Below are 19535 nucleotides of genomic sequence, written 5' to 3'. Positions count from 1 at the left end.
GGGCTAATATTACAAAGCCTACCTGCGTAGGCTGTTATTAGGCGTATCTTTATCAAGAAATGGTATAGTTCCTAATTCTTAACTCCTAACTCCTAACTTTTCGCTACTCCCTACTTACAAAATTACTCCTAAAGAAAAATTCTCCAGGAGCGTGAATTTATTTAAGATTGATGGTCTACGTGTTTATCCGGTAGTGATAGCGTATTGAATTAGCTGCCCCAAACGCTCTCTTAAGGTTTCTAACCCAAGTCGCCCAGATGCGGAAACAAACACTGCCATTGGGTATTCTTCCCTAGCTAAGGCTAAGGTTTCGCTATTGGCTTGGTCAATTTTGTTGAAGACTACCAGCGCGGGGCCTGGTGTTATAGGCATTTGCGCTAGGATGTCCCTGACTGAGCGGATGTGACTGAGCCAAGCCGGATGAGATAAATCGACTAAATGTACTAAGGCATCTGCTTCAGTCACTTCTTCCAAGGTGGCGCGAAACGCATCCATTAACGCCCCTGGTAATTTGTGTATAAACCCTACCGTATCCGTAAATAGAATTTCTTGTGTTTCTTGTGTTTCACCGTAAGGAACTACCAAGCGGCGCGTTGTCGGGTCAAGGGTTGCAAACAACTGGTCTGCGGTGTAAACATCAGCGTTAGTTAAAGCATTGAGCAAAGTAGATTTACCGGCATTGGTGTAACCTACTATTGCAATTGTCGGTACTTCTTGATGCTGTCTTCTTTGTCTTAACCGTTCTCGATGTGCTTGTAATTGGTTTACTTCTTTTTGCAAGCGAGTAATGCGCTGACTAATGGCACGACGTTCGGTTTCCAGCTTGGTTTCACCGGGCCCCCTCGTACCGATACCACCCCCAAGTCGGGACATTCCCTGACCTCTACCAGTTAGTCGCGGTAACATATACTCTAACTGCGCCAGTTCTACTTGCAGCTTACCAGCACCGGAACGAGCGCGTTGAGCAAAAATATCTAGAATTAGTTCGGTACGGTCAACTACCCGAACCCCTATTTGAAGTTCGAGATTTCTGACCTGCGCTGGTGATAAATCGCGGTCAAAAACGACAAGATTTGCTCCTAAAGTTTGAACGCTCAAAGCAATTTCTTGTACCTTACCTTCACCGACAACCGTTTGAGGATGAATTCGCGATCGCTTTTGCTGCATGGTCAGTAAAACCTGTCCCCCAGCGGTATCCACCAACCGACTTAGTTCTGTCAAAGTATCGTTGAACTGTTGGTGAGATGTTTTATCTTGAGTTATAACCCCAACAATAACGACGAGATCGCGATCGCTATCTACTTCTTTGGCTACAAATTCTCGCTGGAATTCTTCTTCAAGCCCTTCAACCAAATCCAGAAAGTCTTGTTTGCTCAATGCATCCAGACTCATTGGTGGTGAAACACTCCAACTAGGAGAAGTATAATCGCTGGTTGCGACTTGAGAACTAGGGTTATTAATTAGAGCGCGAGCGTCTTGAGGTGCTAAGTGTGCCAAATAAGCTTCCTTAACATACCCAGTAGACCCACCACCCCGGCGTTGAAATCCCGCTCCTGTAACATTAAGTACAATCAAAGCATCTAATCTTTGTAGTGCCATAGCCGTCAAAGCCTCATCGTTGGGCTGTTCTGGCTTTAGATTAGTAGCAATACAACGAATACCGCTAAGTCGTTCTCCACCGTACCGTGGCAATTCACTCGGCGGAATTTGGGTCTTACGCGGAGTCCCTACCCCAACCCGAATCACTTGTCCGCGACGGTTAAGATAGGCACATACTGGCTGATTTATCTCAGTACTAATTGCCGCCAGTCTTTGAGCGAATTCCGGAGTTGTAAAACTATCACCCGGTATGCGCTGGTGGTACAGCCGCTGCAATTGCTTTTGCTGGCTGTGTTTGAGACCCTGGAGTTTACCATAAATAGTCTCTATAGGCATCAATGACTAGTTTTCTAGTCCCCCGTATACATCTATATATATGTTAGCTCAATCAACAATTATCAATTAACTTCCCCTTGTCTCCCCATCCCCCCATCCCCCCATCCCCCTAAGCTATACTTGCCGTAAAAAAATATTTAACTAATATGTTCCCTAGAGATGAAGATTCTACTGGTAAATGATGATCAGCGATTCACAAAAGATCTGAAAACGAATCTAACCGAACATCGGTATGTTGTGGATGTTGCGGTAGACGGACAAGAAGGTTGGGATTTTGTTGAAGCACAAGAATACGATCTGATTGTGCTAGATGTGATATTGCCAAAGCTGGATGGAATTACTTTTTGCAGTCGCTTGCGTGCCAAAGGTTTACAGGTTTTGGTGATGTTTTTAACTGCCAGAGCCACTAGTGAAGATAAGGTTAAAGGGTTGGATGCTGGTGCTGATGATTACGTTGTAAAGCCAGTATCTTTACCGGAGCTAACTGCTAGAATCCGAGCCTTGCTGCGGCGAAAGACTACCGCAGTATCGACGGTATTGGAATGGGGAAATCTTTGTTTGGAGCCTAGAACTGGAGAGATCAGATACGCTGATGCTGCTTTAAATTTAACAAAGAAAGAATATTGTTTGTTAGAGCTATTAATGCGAGATGCACAAAAAATACACAGCCAAAATAGCATTTTAAATCAACTGTGGACTTTTGAAGACGAACCGCCAACTAGAGATGCGATTAGGACGCTAGTTAAACGACTGCGACAGAAATTAAAAGCTGCGAAAGCTCCCGATTTGATTGAAACAGTTTTCGGATTGGGGTATAGGTTGAATCCAATATTTCAGAAAGCTTCTTCAACAGATAGTAGTTTTGAGTTGAGTAACAAATCTGTTTCTAGTATTTCTACAAAATCACAGAATAAAATATCTTTCCTCAAAAATAATTCTCATACTGTACAACCATTACTTGTGCAAAGTCAGCATCCAATTGAATCCTATGAATCGCAAACTCGGTTATTGATTGTAGATCGAGATCAAGATTTTATTGATAATTTGGTAGAAGCTGCAACAGTACAAGGATTGCAAACTGCGATCGCGCTTAACCCGAAGCTTGCTTCAGATGCACTACAACGGGTTCGTCCAGATATTATTTTGATGGATATATCTGATACGACAAAAGATGAATTTACGTTTCTGGAGGAAATGTCAAATCATGTTCCTCCCATTCCCGTACTGATATTTACCCATCAAGAATTATCGACCGATCGAGTTGCACTTGCTCGTCGTAAAAGTCAAGGCTTTTTTCATAAACCGATTTCCCCAGACCGTGTACTTGAAGCCGTTACCCAAACCTTAAAACCAGCAAAAAAAATCGAAGCTAAAGTAATGGTAGTCGATGACGATCGCATGACTCTACGACTGGTACAAACATTGCTCGAACCTTGGGGAATAGAGGTAACGACCTTAAGTGACTCGCGGCTATTTTGGGATAAACTGCGATCGGTGTTGCCGGATTTGCTCATACTAGATGTACAAATGCCTAATATTGATGGCATTGAACTGTGTCAACTATTACGTAATGATTCTCAGTGGGCTTGGCTACCGATTGTATTTCTTACCGGACAGCGAGATGCTGAGACTATTCAACAAGTATTTTCCGCAGGGGCTGATGATTTTATTAATAAGCCGGTTGTTGCTCCGGAATTAGTTATCCGTATTTTCAATCGTTTAGAACGTACTCGTTTATTACAAGAACAAGCAGAAATTAATCACCTAACTGGTTTACCAAATCGTCAACGTTCCACCCAAGATTTAGAAAAACTATTACATTTAGCGAATCAATATCAACAGTGTTTTTGTTTAGCAGTATTGAGAATAGATCGTTTACAGGAAATAAATCGTAATTTAGGACATGAATTTGGCGATAAAATACTGCGTCGTTTAGCTTGTTTGTTGCGAAAAGAATTACGAACTGAAGATATTGTCTCTTCTTGGAATGGAGGAGAGTTTTTAGTTGGAATGTATGGTATCAGTCGCGGTTATGGAGTTGAATGGTTAGCAGAAATATTAGAGATGCTGCGCTCAATTGAATTTGAATTTAAAGAAGAAAAAATTCATATTAGTTTTAGCTCTGGTGTTACCCAATATCCAGAAGATGGCAGCGATATACAAACACTTTATCAAAGCGCTGCTTCCACAATGGAAAAAGCCAAAGAATCTGGTGGAAATTGCATTTTACCCTTCAATTGGAAGCCGCTTCTATCCGATCGTTTACCTGTCTACAAAGATGTAATTCTACTACATCAAGATTCAAAATTTGCCCACTTGATTATGGAAGCATTATTAACCAGAAGCTATCATGTCCATTGGCTAAAAGATGGGAAAACAGCTTTAAAAGTATTGGCAGAAAAAAGCCCTTCCGTACATGGTGGAATTATCTTACTTGAAGAAAATTTACCAGGATTAGATGGGTTAGAAATACTTAAACATTTTAAGCGAGATAAAGTTATCCAAAGCTCTAAAGTTGTGTGGTTATCTCAAACTACAGGTGAAGTAGAAAAAGCTCTTTGTTTGGGGTGTTTTGATTATATTAACGTTCCTTGCAATATTTCGGCATTTATGTACCGTTTGCGTCATCTTTGGGAAGGATGACTGGTTACTAGGCTCCGCCTAGTAACCCTAAATTAGAGGCTCTGCCTCCCATAGTGATGAGAGGCGGAGCCTTATGCAATATGTTCCCAGCCAGAGTCTGGGAACCAGAGGGAACCGCTCTATTCGGATTAATATTCTGTTATTTAGGTAGTGTTAAATTTATACTGCAAGTTGTGGTTGTGATACTTTATTAGATGGCGTTTGCTGTTGTAAATGCGGTGTTTTATCTAGATATTTCTCGATTGTATCTAAAACCTTTTCTGCAACTATTGGTTTAGTCATAAAGTCAGTAGAACCAGCTACCTTAGCGCGGAATCGATCAAAGAGACCATCGCTACCAGTTAATATAATTACGGGAATATGGGCAAGTTGAGCAACCCTTCTGATTTGAGCGCAAACTTCGTATCCGTTGACAACTGGCATCATCAAATCTAAAAATATTAAATCTGGTTTTTGCTCGATTAAAATTGGTAAAGCTTGAATCGCATCTTGAATTCTGACAAACCTCATATTATTTGAGATGATAATACTTCCTAACATTCCACATACTTGAGGACTGTCATCAATACAGGCAATAAGTGGTCTTTTTAATTCTTTTTGCGGTAAAACTTTGAGATTATTTTTGACTTGTTTTACTGATAAAGGTAAATCGCTTACTTCCGACAGTTGAATAAATCCTCTGAGGATGAAGGGTAATAAATCTGAGGATATTTTACATACATTAAACTTCAATTTAATAGCCAAATCCTGCAAAGTATATTTGCCGTTAATGAAGTTAACAAAATTTTTGTAAACATTCGGAGTGACGATTTTTTGAATTTCGTTTGCTTGCAATAATTCTGGTGATAAATGAGGAGTAAAACTTGCTAATCCAGCCGATGACCATGCAAGCCATTCTTCTTCCATCCGCTTGATGAAGAAATCGGTATTCATGAAAGTGAGCGATATATCTAAGACAGCTTTAGGATTGCGAACGCAACATACATCTTCAAAATTTGCTTGCTGTGCAATATCAAATAACACTTCTAAAATAACATTCTTTGCTACATATTCGACTTGAGTTCTATCTACTTTTTGTTGTTTATATAAAGTAGTTAATAATTGAAAGTCCCAAAGTTCCTTTTCTAATTCAATCGGTTCTAAATATATTTCATCAATATTAATCTCAGGGCAATATTGAGTAACTTTTCTGCGCCAACGTCGAAACGGATGAATACCCCCTGTTGCCCAAATAATGCGTCCAAACCGATAATATAAACTCCATTTGTTTTTAGAAGTTATAATATCTAACTTGCCGCTATATTGGGTTTTTGTACAAGCTTTAAATTCTTCAATTAAGTCTTTATATGCTATCAATTCTGTATGCACCATGATAACTTTGTTCTCTTAAAATAAGGCAGATGGTAGATGGTAGAAGAAAAAAAAATCAAATTTAAGTTTCTTACAGCTTAAATTATTAAAGATAATTCTAGCTGCTTACATTCATAACACTAACGAAACAATGTGACAATGCCGTGACATAGATACGTAACTAAATTAAAGCACGAAGCAGTTTGGAAAAAATCTTAGCGCTCCCTGATAGAAACTTCATATAAATGGGAATAATGACTTTATGAGACAGATAAATTCTGTTGCTGGAAGCTTCATATACTAGAAGCTACAAGCTAGATCAAAGTTTGAGAAATAACTTTATATATCAGTAAATCTACCAATAAGGGATACGTTCAGTGAATCAAATGCTTAGAGAAGAAGTAAGGGAACGGCTTGGTAATATCGACCAAATCCGCGATATTATTTTTGGGGCGCAGTTAAGAGAATATGATATCAGATTTGGCAAGTTAGAATCAGATATTTCGCTTTTACAGCAAGAGATGCGTTCTCACGTCGAGCAACTTAAGGTTGGCTTTTCAGCAGAATTAAAAACGGGATTTGAAAGCTTAGAGAAAAAACTGAAGTTATTTAATCTTAACCACGAGGAAGAAGCAGCTGATTTACGTCAGCAGGTTGATAGATTGAATAGAAGATTTTCCAGTTGCGTACAATCGTTAGATAATGAATTAAATTCTCAAACGAAATCTATTCGAGAAGATATTTCTCAAACAAAAATTCAACTAGAAGAAGAAGTCTTAACTTTACGAGATTTAGTCTTAGAAGAAATTGAACAACGTTTTTCTACTTTAAGACAAAGTAAAGTTTCTAAAGACGATATGGCTGAGACATTATTCGCTTTGGGAATGCGTCTTAAAGAAAACGAATTTATTCCTATGTTACGCGAAGCAGGAGACGATAACAGCGAGAATAATTCTTTTATGTTGCTCAGAAAAGAGAAATCAGAATTACTTTCTCACTTTAACGGTGCTTCGGAAGCTAATTCTTGATAATACATGGGGGAATGAGGGGAGAGGTAATTGGTAATTATTAACTCCTCACTCTTAACTGTTTGCTGTTAACTTTTAACTGATTAAATGTCTGAATCTGCTGAGTTAAATCGGGAAGAAACCTTACAGCTTGAGAATTTTCTCAATTTGCTTGTGGAATTAACGGTTATCGAACAACCGGATAATAATTGTGACGAAAAAAACCAATCTCAGATTCCCTTAAATTCGTCGCAAGTGCGTAATCGAGATGATATATCGTCTGTTGAAAATGATAAGGAAAATCAATCTACTATTTACTTAGAAGCTGAATTGGATTCTCCTCAAATTCAAGCTAAATTACCAAGCTACCAGAAACCAATAGAAGAAATTGCAGTACAAATTACGCCATATGAACACAAATCAGATTTAAGTCAATTAAACACAGATAACTCCGCAGAAAAGATTATTGCTTTTCAACAGTTACAGGATATTTTAGTTGGAGATGAGTTAGCAGAAATTCAGCAAGACATAGCTAATCTCAACCATCAACTGTACGATTCTGATGAATTGTTGAAGCTACTTTTACCGCAAATTACCGAACTTTTGAGACGTAAAATTATAGAATCAAAAGCGGAAGTTGTAGAAGCAATTACACCAATTATTGATACTGCGATTCATAGCAGAGTCGAGCAAGATAAAGATAGTATGGGAGCGGCTTTAGCAGCGGCGGTTCCCATCGCAATTGCTCAACAAATCAACGTTAATTCAGAGGAATTTACAAACGCGATCGCACCAGCGATGGGAGAGGCAATTCAAAAACAAATTGTCTTAGAAAAAGATAAAATCGTGGATGCACTTTACCCCGTAATTGGTAACACAATTGCCAAGTATATGGGAGAAACTATTCAAGCAATTAATAAACAAGTTGAAAATACTTTAAGTGTTGAAGGTATAAAACGCAAGATTCAAGCTAAGTTACAGGGAGTTTCTGAGGCAGAATTAATTGTTAGAGAATCTATATCTTTCATTCCTCAAGCGATATTTTTAATTCACAAAACTTCGGGGTTAATTATTTGCGATATTCAATCTGCTGATTCGGAACGGCTTGAGTCAGATATGATCGCAGGAATGCTGACGGCAATTCGCAGCTTTGCTAATGATTGTATGGCTCAGTCGGGGAATGTTTCCGAACTTGATGAGATTGATTACGGTAATTTTAAAATAATTTTAGAAGTTGCAGGATATTGTTATTTGGCAATTATTGTCAAAGGAGAAACCCCGAAACGATTTATTTTTCAAATGCGGGAAACTCTCAGTAAAATTGTCACAACTTATGGGAAGTCTATAAATAAATTTGAGGGCGATTTAGAGACAATTCCAAATGAAATAAATACACTTTTAGAAGCTTTAATAGATTTTAAGCGTGAGGAAAAGAAAAACAAACCTTCTCCTTTATTAATGTTAAGTTTAGCAATTCTGGGAATTATTTTTATTCCTTGGGGTCTTTGGCAATATCGTAGTAGTGTAATTAGTGCAGTTGAAAATAAAACAGCGTTGGCTTTAGCTTCTACACCAGAATTATCAGTTTATCGTCTTGATGTTAAAGCAGATGGGGATAAACTCAAATTAACAGGAAGAGTACCCAATGATTTCTTGAAAACAAAAGCAAAACAAATTGCTACTTCCACAGTTCCTAATTGGCAAATTGACAATCAGATTATTTCAGTAGAAATACCAGCATCACCAGTATTAGCTGCTTCTGAAGTTGAACGAGTTACCGCAGTTTTAAATCGGATGAATGGTACCGCGATTTCCGCAGATTATACCGATGGAAAAGTTGCGATCGCGGGTACTGTTAACCAAATTGCAGACGCTCAAACAATTACTCAAGCATTTGAACAAATTCCCGGAGTGAAAACTGTATCAAGTACAGTACAAATCAAACCTGTTTCTATTGACGTGCGGTTTTATTTCCAGCCAGATTCGCTAACTTTAGTACCTGAAGATTTAGAAAATAAAGTAAAGCAAGTACAAGTATTTCTGGATGAAAATCCAACGCAGAATTTAAAACTTATTGGTTATATTTATTCTCAATCTGGTACTTCAGTAACTAAAAAACTAGCGCTTGAACGAGCAGAAGCGGTACAGCAAGAGTTGATTAAGCAAGGTATTTCTCCATCTCGTTTACAAGTATTTGGTAAAACAGATTTACCTCCAGCAATTAATGCAAATCAACCTTCATGGTTAATGCGCTGCGTTGTTTTAGAACCAATTCATAAAGATAAAAATTAAATATTTATATTAACAATTATAACAAATATACCTAAAAATTTATTTTTAATTATGTCAAGTATATCGAAAAAAATCTGTCTTATTGGTGATTTTGGTGTAGGAAAAACGAGCTTAATTCGTAGATTTGTCGATAGACAGTTTAGCGATAAATATCTTTCAACTGTGGGAGTAAAAATTTCTCGTAAATCTCTAGAAGTCACCGATTCAGAACAGCCAAAACATCTAACGTTGCAGTTACTAATTTGGGACATAGAAGGAAGCAGTAAATTTAAAGGAATTTCTGCAAGCTACTTTCAAGGAGCAACAGGAGCAATTTTAGTTGGTGATGTGACTCGTCCAGAATCCCTGGAAAATCTTTCAGAACATCTACAAGCATTCTTAAAAGTTAATCCGAAAGGTAAAGTTGCGATCGCTTTAAATAAATCGGACTTAATTGATAGCGAATACTTAGAAAAATATCGGCAAATTTATAGTTTTAGCGATGATAGTAGCTTTGTTGCAACTTATGCTAGTTCGGCTAAAACTGGAACCAACGTTGATAACATCTTTCAATCTTTAGCACATTCAATAATTTAATAACATGAATTCCTTATTTACAAATATATTATCCTTACGTCGGATTGAATATCTCATTATCAACGAATTTTGGAAGATTATCGAACTATCTCCAAAAGTAAACCTTCTGGCTGAATATTCTCATGAAGTGCAGTTAGGGAAAGATGTGCGGATTGGTTTCCCCGAATTATTTGGAGTTGAGGTTATTGCTAGCGATATTCGAGAGGGAAAACAAGATAATTTTGAACTTAAAGGAATAATTCGTACTAAAAAAGCTTTAAATCCAATTTATATTGATATTCGTATTGCCAACAATATTAAAGATAATTTAATTAGTAATCAGCTATTAATAGTTGTTGAAGATGTGACGGAACGAATGGTTCTCGAACAATCTTTGGTACAAGGAGCTAACGAAGCTAATCTTTTATTACGTACTCTGACTGCTTCTAAACAATATATTGACCAAATTGTCACATCTATGGCTGATGCTTTATTAGTGACAACTGCATCAGGAAAAATCAAAACAATAAACCGTACCGCACAAATTTTATTAGAATATGATGAAGCAGAAATTTGTGGAGAATCTATTTCTACCGTATTAAAAGAAGTTGACAATTGGAAAGAAGAAATAGCGCAAAGAGGTAATATTCAAACTCCTTTGTTTGGTCCGATAACTCCTTTAGTTAAAGAAGTAGAAACATTTTGTCAAACTAAAAGCGGAAAAACAATTCCAGTAGCTTTTTCATGCTCTAAAGTCCAGACAGAAATTGAGCATTTTCAAGGTTATGTTTATATACTGCGAGATATGACAGCCCGCAAACAAGCTGAGCTTGCAAAACAAGAGTTTTTAGCAATGATTAGTCATGAAATTCGGACTCCAGTTGCCGCAGTAATTGGGATGACTGATATACTTTCACATACTGATTTGTCAGAACCGCAAGAAGAATTTGTTGAAACTATTCGTAACAGCGGTAAAGCATTACTAGAAATCATTAACGATATTCTTGATTTTTCCAAAATTGAATCCGGAAATTTAGAAATTGAACAAGAACCTTTTCATTTAAATAGCTGTATTGAAGAAGCTCTTTCCTTATTAACCCTAAAAGCACAAGAAAAACAATTAGAACTTATTTTCCATCGCAATTCCGAACTTCCAACCCTTATTGTCGGGGATATAAGCCGACTACGGCAGATTTTAATTAACTTACTAAATAACGCTATCAAATTTACTGAAAATGGAAGTGTTGAACTTTCAGTAACAAGTCGTGAACGTCAAATTATTGGTAATGAAAAAAATAATTTAGAAATTCAGTTTGCAGTCAAAGATACTGGAATTGGTATACCAAGCAATCTGATAAATCGTTTATTTAAAGCTTTTAGTCAAGTAAATTCTTCGATAACTAGAAAATATGGAGGTACGGGTTTAGGACTTGCAATTTGTAAACAATTAAGCGAATTAATGGGTGGTAAAATTTGGGTTGAAAGCCAGCCAAATCAAGGTAGTACATTCTACTTCACAATTACGACTCGGGCGATCAAAACACAATTAAGTCAGCAATGGGAAAGCGAAGCAAAAGCATCTGATATTGTGATTGATACTGCGATCGCCCAAAAACATCCTTTGAAAATACTTTTAGTAGAAGATTACACAACCAATCAAAGAATGATCGCTTTAATGTTACAGCGAATGGGCTATCAAGCAGACGTTGCCAACAATGGTTTAGAAGCACTCACAGCATTGCGTAGTCAGCCCTACGATGTGGTATTAATGGATATGCAAATGCCTCAAATGGATGGCATGACAGCAACACAGCATATTGTTCAGGAGTGGGAACCCTCAGTGCGTCCCCGAATTATTGCATTAACTGCGAGTGCAATGTTAAGCGATAAAGAAAAATATTTAGCATCTGGGATCGATGATTTCCTTGCTAAACCTTTTCACATTGAACAGCTGATGGAGGTGCTTACTAATTGTCAAATAAATAGAGAGCAGATTAACAAAGTAATCAAAGTTAATCAAGCAGAATCTCGCAATCAAAATGATTTAATAATAGACACTGCGGCATTACAAGAAATTCATCGCATAGCTAATTTTAATTGTGCGGTAAATGCCAAAGAATTTGTACTAACAACTATCGATGATTATTTACAAGAAACTCCAAAATTTTTGCAAGAGATTCAGGTTGCATTAAGTAATAGTAATTTTAATACACTTCGGCGACTGGTTCATATACTTTCTTCGAGTAGTGCAACATTAGGAGCATCTAATTTTGCCGGTTTATGTACGGAATTAGAGATGACGTTAATCAATGAAATGTGGGAAGAAGTAAAAGAACAAATTGATAAAATTAAAGCTGAATATGAAAATGTAGAAATTGCTTTGATACAGGAGCGGGAGAAGTATTAAGTGGAAAGCGACGCATCAAATAGCCCTCAGTTTATAAATCTGGAGAACCATCCAAGCAAACCCCACTTGCGCTGACTAGATTGAGCCTTGTATATAAGTTTTTGGAAGCGATCGTGATTACGAATGGAAGCAAAATCACTATCCGTTTTTGCCATTTCTCGATATTCTTCGGGATTTAGATTGATGGCGATTTGTAGGTTTTCAATTGCTTGGTCGATGTTATTTTGTAGAGCGTAACAGCGAGCTTTGTTGTACCAAGCTTCGTGTTTATCGGGTTTAATTTCAACAGCTTTATCGTAAGATGCGATCGCCTCTTCTAATCTTCCCAAATCACGCAGGGCTATACCCCGGTTGTACCAAGCTTCGTGTTTATCGGGTTTAATTTCAACAGCTTTGTCGTAGGATGCGATCGCCTCTTCTAATCTTCCCAACTGACGCAGCACTAAACCCCGGCTGTACCAAGCTTGGTGATAATCGGGTTTAATTTCAACTGCTTTATCGTAAGATCCGATCGCCTCTTCTAATCTTCCCAACTGACGCAGCGCTATACCTCGGCTGTACCAAGCTTGGTGATCATCGGGTTTAATTTCAATGGCTTTGTCGTAGGATGCGATCGCCTCTTCTAATCTTCCCAACTTACGCAGGGCTATACCCCGGTTGTTCCAAGCTTCGTGATAATCGGGTTTAATTTCAACTGCTTTATCGTAAGATGCAATCGCCTCTTCTAATCTTCCCAACTCACGCAGGGCTATACCCCGGTTTCCCCAAGCTAGGTGATCATCGGGTTTAATTTCAACAGCTTTGTCGTAGGATGCGATCGCCTCTTCTAATCTTCCCAAATCATCGAGCGCTATACCCCGGTTGTTCCAAGCATCGTGATAATCGGGTTTAATTTCAACTGCTTTATCGTAAGATGCGAGTGCTTCTTCTAATCTTCCCAACTGACGCAGCGCATTACCCCGGTTGTACCAAGCTTGGTGATAATCGGGTTTAATTTCAACTGCTTTGTCTAATGCTTCAAAAGCTGCTTCATACTCTTGGGCAGCAATCTGTAATCTTCCCTGCTCTCTTAATAATTCAGCTTTCTTATCAAGAGTCTGGTGCTTTTCTTCCAGTAATTCTTCAATTTCCAGAATTTTTTGAATTTTCTGTTGTGGAGTTAAGCTTAAATATTTTTTATAATCCCCTTCATCAATCAAACGAGATGATTCTTGCTCTAATAATTCCGGCTTCGTCGGAAACTCAAAAATGCTAGAGCGCCAATCAAAAAAATCTGGAGCGCGATGGATAAAGTATTTTAAGGAAAACGAACGAAGCAGAAAAACAAAGCAAATATTAAATGTATCTCGAAATCTTTCTCGATGTAAATTTAAGTGGTTAAGGATTTTCGGAATCCCTTTCCAACTATAAGCAAATCGTTCGCTTTTTTCACCAAATTTGGTTTGCTCGTACTCGTATAGTGAATGTTCTAAACCCTGAATAAATAAAATATTTATCTGTTCTCGGTTTGGTAATTTTTTGACAATCTCATATAAATTATCGATGGGTTCGTCAAACCGTAAAACTTCAATTGTCTTTTTCGGTAAATCTTCTTTAACTTTAATAATTAACTCTTCACCTTCAACTGGAGTACAGCGCACAAATAATAAACGAAAACCTTGCGATCGTTCCAAAGTGCGAACAAATGCGCTTATTTCTTCTTCTGGTTGAGCGGGTAAATCTTCGTCCCAATCAATTTCTGATGTCATGGCTGATTTTTCGCCACTAATTCTTTAAATTCTTGTATTCCTTGAATCAAAGGATGAACGTCACACCAACGCTCAATTTCACCTTCTGCATCTAAGTAACGATATTCCAAAAGACAGCGATTAAACAATAAACTGCGATACTTTTTGTCGTTAACTACTCGCTTGGAACGAAATACTTCTGCTAACAAATCCCATTCACTATGTTCAACCGTTTGACGATAAGTATTTCTTGCTTCCGTAATGGCTCGTCTGACTGCTTTTTGAGAAATTGGTAATTGTGCTGTACGAGCGATAGCATCCTGAGTTAACAACAGTAAATTTCGCACGTGTCCCCCGCTCATTAAACACAGTTGATCGAATGTTTCGGGACTGTCAAATATTTCTGTATCTATAGTTAAATAAGTCGTATGTTGATTGACTCTTTTAATAATTATTTCTTTAATTTTATCTAACCCCGGTTGGTAAACTTTTCCATCGGGAGTCCGCACCATAACCATTGGTAAAACTTGAGTATCACTATAAATATCTCTGAGATCGGTTCCCCGTCGCGAATATACTAATGATATGGGTACGGTGTAGATTAGATGACAATCTAAAGCTTTGAGTTGTTCGCTACGGTCAAGAAATATTTCTTCATGATTAGTCTTTTGATTATCATCACTAATAATTGGTGCAATTCGATCTAAATTATCAACAATTACCGCTAATTTTGTACAACCGTTAGGAAGTTGCTTTTTTGCTTCTTTGAGAAACTGGTTTAAAACATCAATTAAAGTAACTGTATAAGGGTCTACTTTTTTGCGAATTTTATGACGTAGAGTAGGTTCGGTTCTCAAATTCGCTGTTAGTTTTGCAAACTGAGATATTTGTCCTTCCACACTCATCCCATCAAAGGACATTTCCGTTTGCGCTAAATCTTTGATATCTTCCCAACGGTCTTTTAACCAGTCTAATAATAGGTTAGGATTAGCGCTATTTTTCAGTTCCTCTAAAATGTGTCGAGTACAAGCAAGCAGAATGTCGGTATATTCAGCATCTTCCGATTCAATATCTTCCTCATCAGCAGCGAAATAAACCACATAAAACTTTTGTTCTTCCAAAGCTTGCTTTAATTTCAGCAATTCCGTAGATTTACCAGCACCCCGATGACCGGAATATAGCTGACAAGTCTTTGTATCAGAAAGCAAAATCCGATTCCCCAAATCCTCCAAAATATCCCCATCACCGCGCACCTCGCGACAATCTACATAAGTTGGATCGCCAGCAGGTAAAGGACGAAAAGGGTCAAAGGCATTGTATAGATTTTTGAGTAATTCCTTTTCTTGTGGAGAGTTTTGAAGCATATTTCGCACTCTAGCGGTATTTTTTAAGTATAAGAAAAATTGGCTATATCAGTAAAAATTTTTAAGCTTATTCCAACTAAAATCTTGAACTATTTCTTTAAGCCTAAAAATCCGCCTTGAAATCAATTTTAGGGCTAATATACAAAGTACGTTAAAACGCACTAAAATTCTTACCCAGTCTTCTTTAGAAGACTTCGTATATGAGCCTGGGAATTTATTCCAAGGCGGTTATTGCAACTGGTGCAAGATGTAAGATTTATCAGACTTTGACTTTGACTTTGGGAATTTATTCCAAGGCGGTTTGCGAGGCTAACTGAGAATGCTGGAAGATAACACTCCAAACTCTTCCCTCCACCTCCTCACACCAGCTTCCAAATCCCCAGACAACCATCCATCGAACTGCGGATAAACGGGTAATCTCGTTACCAAATCCCAATCTGCTGGTTGCAATATTTCTCGCAATTCCTTTTCTTGAATATGCGGATAATCGGGGTTTACTTCATCTTTAGGACTAATTCCGCCCAAATCTCTTGCACCTGCTTCGATACAAGCAAGCAACCATTGTCGATCTTTAACTAAGTTTGGCGGAATTTGAATTGTAATATCTGCTGGTAATATCTGCCGTGCTTTAGCAATAACTTCTGGTAGTTGATGCGGATTAAAGGGTGGAAAATCGAAACTTTGCTGAGTACCCGGACTGTGCGGTTGTAAGATCACTTCTTGAATATTTTGATAACTTTGATGCAGTTGAGCGATCGCTTCTAATGTATCCCACCAATCTACTTCTGTCTCTCCAATTCCTAATAATAATCCGGTTGTAAAAGGTATTTTTAATTCACCAGCCCACTGTAATTGTTGCAACCGCAATTCCGGTAATTTACTTGGTGCGTGTTTATGAACGGTTTGCAATAAAGCCGGTGTTAACTGTTCCAACATTAACCCCATTGAAACGTTAACTTTTTTTAGCTTTTGCATTTCCCCAAAACTCAAAATTCCCGCATTTGTATGAGGTAAAAAACCCATTGATAACGCTAATTCGCACAAATCATAAATCAAGTTAAACCATTGTTCTCGGCGTGATGAATGTGGATGTACTTCTCCACTAAGTATTAATATTTCACAAACATTTTGGTTTTGGAGTCTTTTGAAAATATCTTTTGCCGTAGATAACGAAAGCATCGGACTTCCGGGGTCGGTGCGAAAGTTGCAGTAACTACACCTGTTAAAGCATTCGTAGGTGGGAACTATAGTGTAAGCAGGGCTATAGGAAACTGTACGAGAATTAGAAAATGACATCAGATAAATAATATAAAAATAAATCTTAAAATAATCTGAATTTGCAATCTATATTGCAATAATTTTATTCTAAATACAAATCTATATATAGGATTATTCCACATATTCTATCATCTACATAAAAAAAGGTACCCGCTGGGGTACTTCGCATAAAAAGCAATCCTTTTTAAAATAGATACATGACGGTAAGCGAAGTTTAGTAAAGCTGCCATTTAACAGAAATGACTGTGAAGTATTAATTTGTTTACAGGATAAATTAAACTATGGAGAAAGGGAATCTCGGCTTTATTTTAAAGATGGCTCAAACGATAAATCCTCAGATTTATCCTGGACGAGAGTTAGACATCAATTTGCTAGAATTACGTCAACTTCCCGAAGGTACATTAGGTAGAGAAGTAGCACGGTTTTTCGATGACAATGGTTTTGAACCGCTGAAATCCGGAGATTGGATACAGCGCACTCATGATATTTGGCACGTTGTTACCGGGCTTTCTCCATCTAAAAATGATGAATTCATATTGCAAGCTTTTACTCGTTCTCAAGTTTTTCGTCCTTCTAGTGCCATACTCGTATTAGCTGGTTTACTAATACATAGATGTAATTTAAAAGAAATTATTCATGCGATCAAAAATGGCAAAATGGCGAAAGATTTAATTGATTGGGATATAGAATCTGATTGGGCTACTCCTTTAAATGAAGTTAGAGAAAAATTAGGTGTTATTGCTTCCGTGCCTTACAAAAACACCCGCAGCTAATATTATAAAGCCTACCCGCATAGCCTGATTTAAACGGATCTTTATACAGATAAGCTATTACAGTTAACGATAATTGATAATTGTTCATTGATAATTGATAACTGTCTCCTGTTTAGCGTAAATGTTTTTCAAGTGTTTTTTTACTGTATTGATAGTAATATAAAGTTCGTGAGCAATTTCTTGGTAAGAATAATTAGCTCTACGCAATAACCAAACTTGCGATTCTCTTTCAGTTAAGCCATATTTTTTAGCTTCAGAAATTGCCATAATTTGATTAGTTTGTTTGCGGTCTTCTAAAGTAACTAGCAAGTACTTATCGTTATTTTGATTTGTTTGTAACCATCGAACGCGAATCCTTATTTTGACTGATGTATGTGTCTCAATTTCTGATTCAATCGATATGTTTTGATTGGGAAATAGTTGATGACTTTCGATTAAAGATTGACAAATACGTTGAACTTCATCGGGGACTCGATTTGTATCAATACCCCCAAGTTGCTGACAAATATTACGCGCACGTTCATTAGCATGAACTAAATCACCTTGTATTGTCAGGATGAAAATTCCGTCAAGAAAACTTTCAATTACAGCTTGCATCAGATGAAGTTTAGATACAGGCTGTATATCAGTTTTTGCTGCCCCATTGTAAAATTTACTTCTTTGGGTAGATGTAATTTTTTGATACTGCTCTAAAAGCGAAACACTCATTATTTATGTCCTTTTAAGTTCTTAGCAGTATTGTTATAGTCGGGATTCTGTACTCGCAATGACTGAGCGGCAACCCTATAACCCGTATTGAAGTAAGTGAAGGTACAGTGAAATTTAAAGAATTCCTCTGAAGTGAGGTGAAGTTTTTCTTAAGTTCAGCAGTATAGTATGGTTAATCGATTCATAATGACTGTGAACATTGCTACTTTACTTTTAGAAGAATTTACCAGGGATTTCTGCGGTGAGGGATTTTGCCAGTATTGATGAGTGGTTTTGTGTCGAACATCGGCATAAGTATATTTCTCTTTTGAAAGGAAGAGTCGGTTTGACACGCCGTCGATCTGAATGTTTTGTAAAGTTATGGGCGTATCTATTGCTCAAGCAGCAGCAAGAATTAGGAATTGCTGTCAAACCTTTGACGGAACTTGATTTACCTCAAGGTTTCGTTCCTTGTACTCACCGCGAAGCCAACGAACTGTTTTACGCAGAAGAAGACAGAGGAAGCGAACGTGCTGCGGGGATGATGATTGATAAGTTGGTGGCTCTAGGGCTGATTGAAAAGGAATTCGACGGCAATAATATCTGTATTCGTATTTGCTCTACATTGTCAGATATTAATGAATCTACACAAGTTGCTGAGTCAATCGAACTTATCACCGATCGCTTTAATCCCCGTACAGACGCTATACCCGTTGCAACTTTTTTAGCTCGTCAATACGATTGGATGAATAAAAAAACTACCGCTGCACCCCAAAGAATAGCCCACAAACTGCGTACTTGGGCTAAACAATATTCTCAAGGGATGCGGGTTTTACGTCGTTGCGATACTCAAGACCCCGTTGGTGTTTACATTCTTTATCCTGTAGCTTCCGAATCTGAAGAGAATTTTTTTCTACCTCCGAGTAAAAGTCTACATATGAGTACTGCAAGTCAAACCGACCCTTTTAATATTGCAGAACCCGGTAATGAAGATTGCACTTCTCTTTTTATCCGCAGCTTTCAAATCGATTCGAGCTATCTGCACCACGAAAGTTTGTGTCAATTATTAAAAGATGCCCGACAAACTCTAATTAGTATGCAGGCAGATTTTCCCAACCTTTGCGATTTATATACCTTGACTATTCATCCATTCGCCCAAAGTTTGGCATTAGCTATGGGTTTTCAGAAAACTAGCCAAGACCCACAGACATCTCTTTATTGGATGTACATGGCGCTAGATAAGTATTTGACCCTCGATATTGAACAAGCTATATCAAATCTTAAACTTGATTAATGCCGCGACTTTAATAATATTTTAATAATTCAATTTGATTTATGAGAATTTATTTTTGATTAGATTAGCTTTTAATCTTTGCACAGTAAGCTTTTTGAACAATATACATCTTTAGGATTGCAAGATTAGCTACATTTGTTTTCTGAAAAAGCTTTACAAACTGAAATATTTAGGATAGTATAAATACATGGGTCAAAAGACCTAATAAATCATTCATTTGATA

The 19535-nt window shown here is 37.4% G+C and carries 13 protein-coding genes; 7 read left to right on the top strand and 6 right to left on the bottom strand.

What is annotated here, in order from left to right; genetic code table 11:
* Positions 1 to 183: 183 nt before the first annotated feature.
* On the bottom strand, positions 184 to 1935 hold the full coding sequence (gene hflX / locus VB797_RS18620) for a GTPase HflX (protein WP_323239215.1): 1752 nt from the start codon (positions 1933 to 1935) through the stop codon (positions 184 to 186).
* A 159-nt stretch (positions 1936 to 2094) separates the two neighbouring features.
* Between hflX and VB797_RS18615 the strand changes: the two genes are divergently transcribed.
* Positions 2095 to 4578 (top strand): response regulator, encoded by a 2484-nt coding sequence (locus VB797_RS18615; RefSeq protein ID WP_323239214.1) that lies wholly within the window; start codon positions 2095 to 2097, stop codon positions 4576 to 4578.
* Positions 4579 to 4737: 159 nt separating this feature from the next.
* Here VB797_RS18615 and VB797_RS18610 read toward each other — a convergent pair whose 3' ends face one another.
* Entirely contained in the window at positions 4738 to 5949 is a 1212-nt protein-coding gene (locus VB797_RS18610) for a response regulator (RefSeq protein WP_323239213.1), read from the bottom strand.
* A 365-nt stretch (positions 5950 to 6314) separates the two neighbouring features.
* Here VB797_RS18610 and VB797_RS18605 point away from each other — a divergent pair, with 365 nt between their 5' ends.
* The 4 genes from VB797_RS18605 to VB797_RS18590 all read left to right on the top strand — a co-directional run bounded on the left by VB797_RS18605 (position 6315) and on the right by VB797_RS18590 (position 12189).
* On the top strand, positions 6315 to 6956 hold the full coding sequence (locus VB797_RS18605; RefSeq protein WP_323239273.1) for a hypothetical protein: 642 nt from the start codon (positions 6315 to 6317) through the stop codon (positions 6954 to 6956).
* An 87-nt stretch (positions 6957 to 7043) separates the two neighbouring features.
* Positions 7044 to 9227, top strand: a complete 2184-nt coding sequence (locus VB797_RS18600; RefSeq protein ID WP_323239212.1) for an OmpA family protein — start codon at positions 7044 to 7046, stop codon at positions 9225 to 9227.
* Between the two features lie 51 nt (positions 9228 to 9278).
* The gene (locus VB797_RS18595; protein WP_323239211.1) at positions 9279 to 9803 is read left to right on the top strand and encodes a Rab family GTPase; all 525 of its coding nucleotides are present in this window, start codon (positions 9279 to 9281) and stop codon (positions 9801 to 9803) included.
* A 4-nt stretch (positions 9804 to 9807) separates the two neighbouring features.
* Positions 9808 to 12189, top strand: coding sequence for an ATP-binding protein (locus VB797_RS18590; RefSeq protein ID WP_323239210.1), 2382 nt, complete (start codon positions 9808 to 9810; stop codon positions 12187 to 12189).
* A gap of 26 nt (positions 12190 to 12215) precedes the next feature.
* Here VB797_RS18590 and VB797_RS18585 read toward each other — a convergent pair whose 3' ends face one another.
* From VB797_RS18585 to cofG, 3 genes are all read right to left on the bottom strand, one after another.
* On the bottom strand, positions 12216 to 13937 hold the full coding sequence (locus tag VB797_RS18585) for a tetratricopeptide repeat protein (protein WP_323239209.1): 1722 nt from the start codon (positions 13935 to 13937) through the stop codon (positions 12216 to 12218).
* Positions 13934 to 15280 carry an ATP-binding protein gene (locus VB797_RS18580; protein WP_323239208.1) on the bottom strand — a complete coding sequence of 449 codons (1347 nt, stop codon included), beginning with the start codon at positions 15278 to 15280 and terminating at the stop codon, positions 13934 to 13936. Before VB797_RS18580 ends, VB797_RS18585 begins: the two co-directional genes overlap by 4 nt.
* A gap of 309 nt (positions 15281 to 15589) precedes the next feature.
* Entirely contained in the window at positions 15590 to 16576 is a 987-nt protein-coding gene (cofG, locus tag VB797_RS18575; protein WP_323239207.1) for a 7,8-didemethyl-8-hydroxy-5-deazariboflavin synthase subunit CofG, read from the bottom strand.
* A gap of 263 nt (positions 16577 to 16839) precedes the next feature.
* On the opposite strand from cofG, the gene VB797_RS18570 reads away from it, so the two are divergent.
* Positions 16840 to 17331, top strand: a complete 492-nt coding sequence (locus VB797_RS18570) for a Coq4 family protein (protein WP_323239206.1) — start codon at positions 16840 to 16842, stop codon at positions 17329 to 17331.
* Positions 17332 to 17415: 84 nt separating this feature from the next.
* Here VB797_RS18570 and VB797_RS18565 read toward each other — a convergent pair whose 3' ends face one another.
* Complete coding sequence (locus VB797_RS18565) at positions 17416 to 18039, bottom strand: helix-turn-helix transcriptional regulator (protein ID WP_323239205.1); 624 nt, start codon at positions 18037 to 18039, stop codon at positions 17416 to 17418.
* 241 nt (positions 18040 to 18280) lie between these two features.
* On the opposite strand from VB797_RS18565, the gene VB797_RS18560 reads away from it, so the two are divergent.
* On the top strand, positions 18281 to 19312 hold the full coding sequence (locus VB797_RS18560; RefSeq protein WP_323239204.1) for a hypothetical protein: 1032 nt from the start codon (positions 18281 to 18283) through the stop codon (positions 19310 to 19312).
* Positions 19313 to 19535 lie beyond the last annotated feature (223 nt).

Source organism: Rivularia sp. UHCC 0363, from assembly GCF_034931125.1.
GTDB lineage: Bacteria > Cyanobacteriota > Cyanobacteriia > Cyanobacteriales > Nostocaceae > Rivularia.
Note: the sequence above shows the minus strand (reverse complement) of the source record. Positions and strands in the feature narration are given on the sequence as shown.

What these genes read in the sequence shown, in the direction of transcription:
- VB797_RS18600 (WP_323239212.1), top strand. Translation starts at nt 7,044, where the DNA reads ATGTCTGAATCTGCTGAGTTAAATCGGGAAGAAACCTTACAGCTTGAG.
- VB797_RS18585 (WP_323239209.1), bottom strand. Translation starts at nt 13,937, where the DNA reads ATGACATCAGAAATTGATTGGGACGAAGATTTACCCGCTCAACCAGAA.
- VB797_RS18605 (WP_323239273.1), top strand. Translation starts at nt 6,315, where the DNA reads ATGCTTAGAGAAGAAGTAAGGGAACGGCTTGGTAATATCGACCAAATC.
- cofG (WP_323239207.1), bottom strand. Translation starts at nt 16,576, where the DNA reads ATGTCATTTTCTAATTCTCGTACAGTTTCCTATAGCCCTGCTTACACT.
- hflX (WP_323239215.1), bottom strand. Translation starts at nt 1,935, where the DNA reads ATGCCTATAGAGACTATTTATGGTAAACTCCAGGGTCTCAAACACAGC.
- VB797_RS18580 (WP_323239208.1), bottom strand. Translation starts at nt 15,280, where the DNA reads ATGCTTCAAAACTCTCCACAAGAAAAGGAATTACTCAAAAATCTATAC.
- VB797_RS18610 (WP_323239213.1), bottom strand. Translation starts at nt 5,949, where the DNA reads ATGGTGCATACAGAATTGATAGCATATAAAGACTTAATTGAAGAATTT.
- VB797_RS18615 (WP_323239214.1), top strand. Translation starts at nt 2,095, where the DNA reads ATGAAGATTCTACTGGTAAATGATGATCAGCGATTCACAAAAGATCTG.
- VB797_RS18590 (WP_323239210.1), top strand. Translation starts at nt 9,808, where the DNA reads ATGAATTCCTTATTTACAAATATATTATCCTTACGTCGGATTGAATAT.
- VB797_RS18595 (WP_323239211.1), top strand. Translation starts at nt 9,279, where the DNA reads ATGTCAAGTATATCGAAAAAAATCTGTCTTATTGGTGATTTTGGTGTA.
- VB797_RS18565 (WP_323239205.1), bottom strand. Translation starts at nt 18,039, where the DNA reads ATGAGTGTTTCGCTTTTAGAGCAGTATCAAAAAATTACATCTACCCAA.
- VB797_RS18570 (WP_323239206.1), top strand. Translation starts at nt 16,840, where the DNA reads ATGGAGAAAGGGAATCTCGGCTTTATTTTAAAGATGGCTCAAACGATA.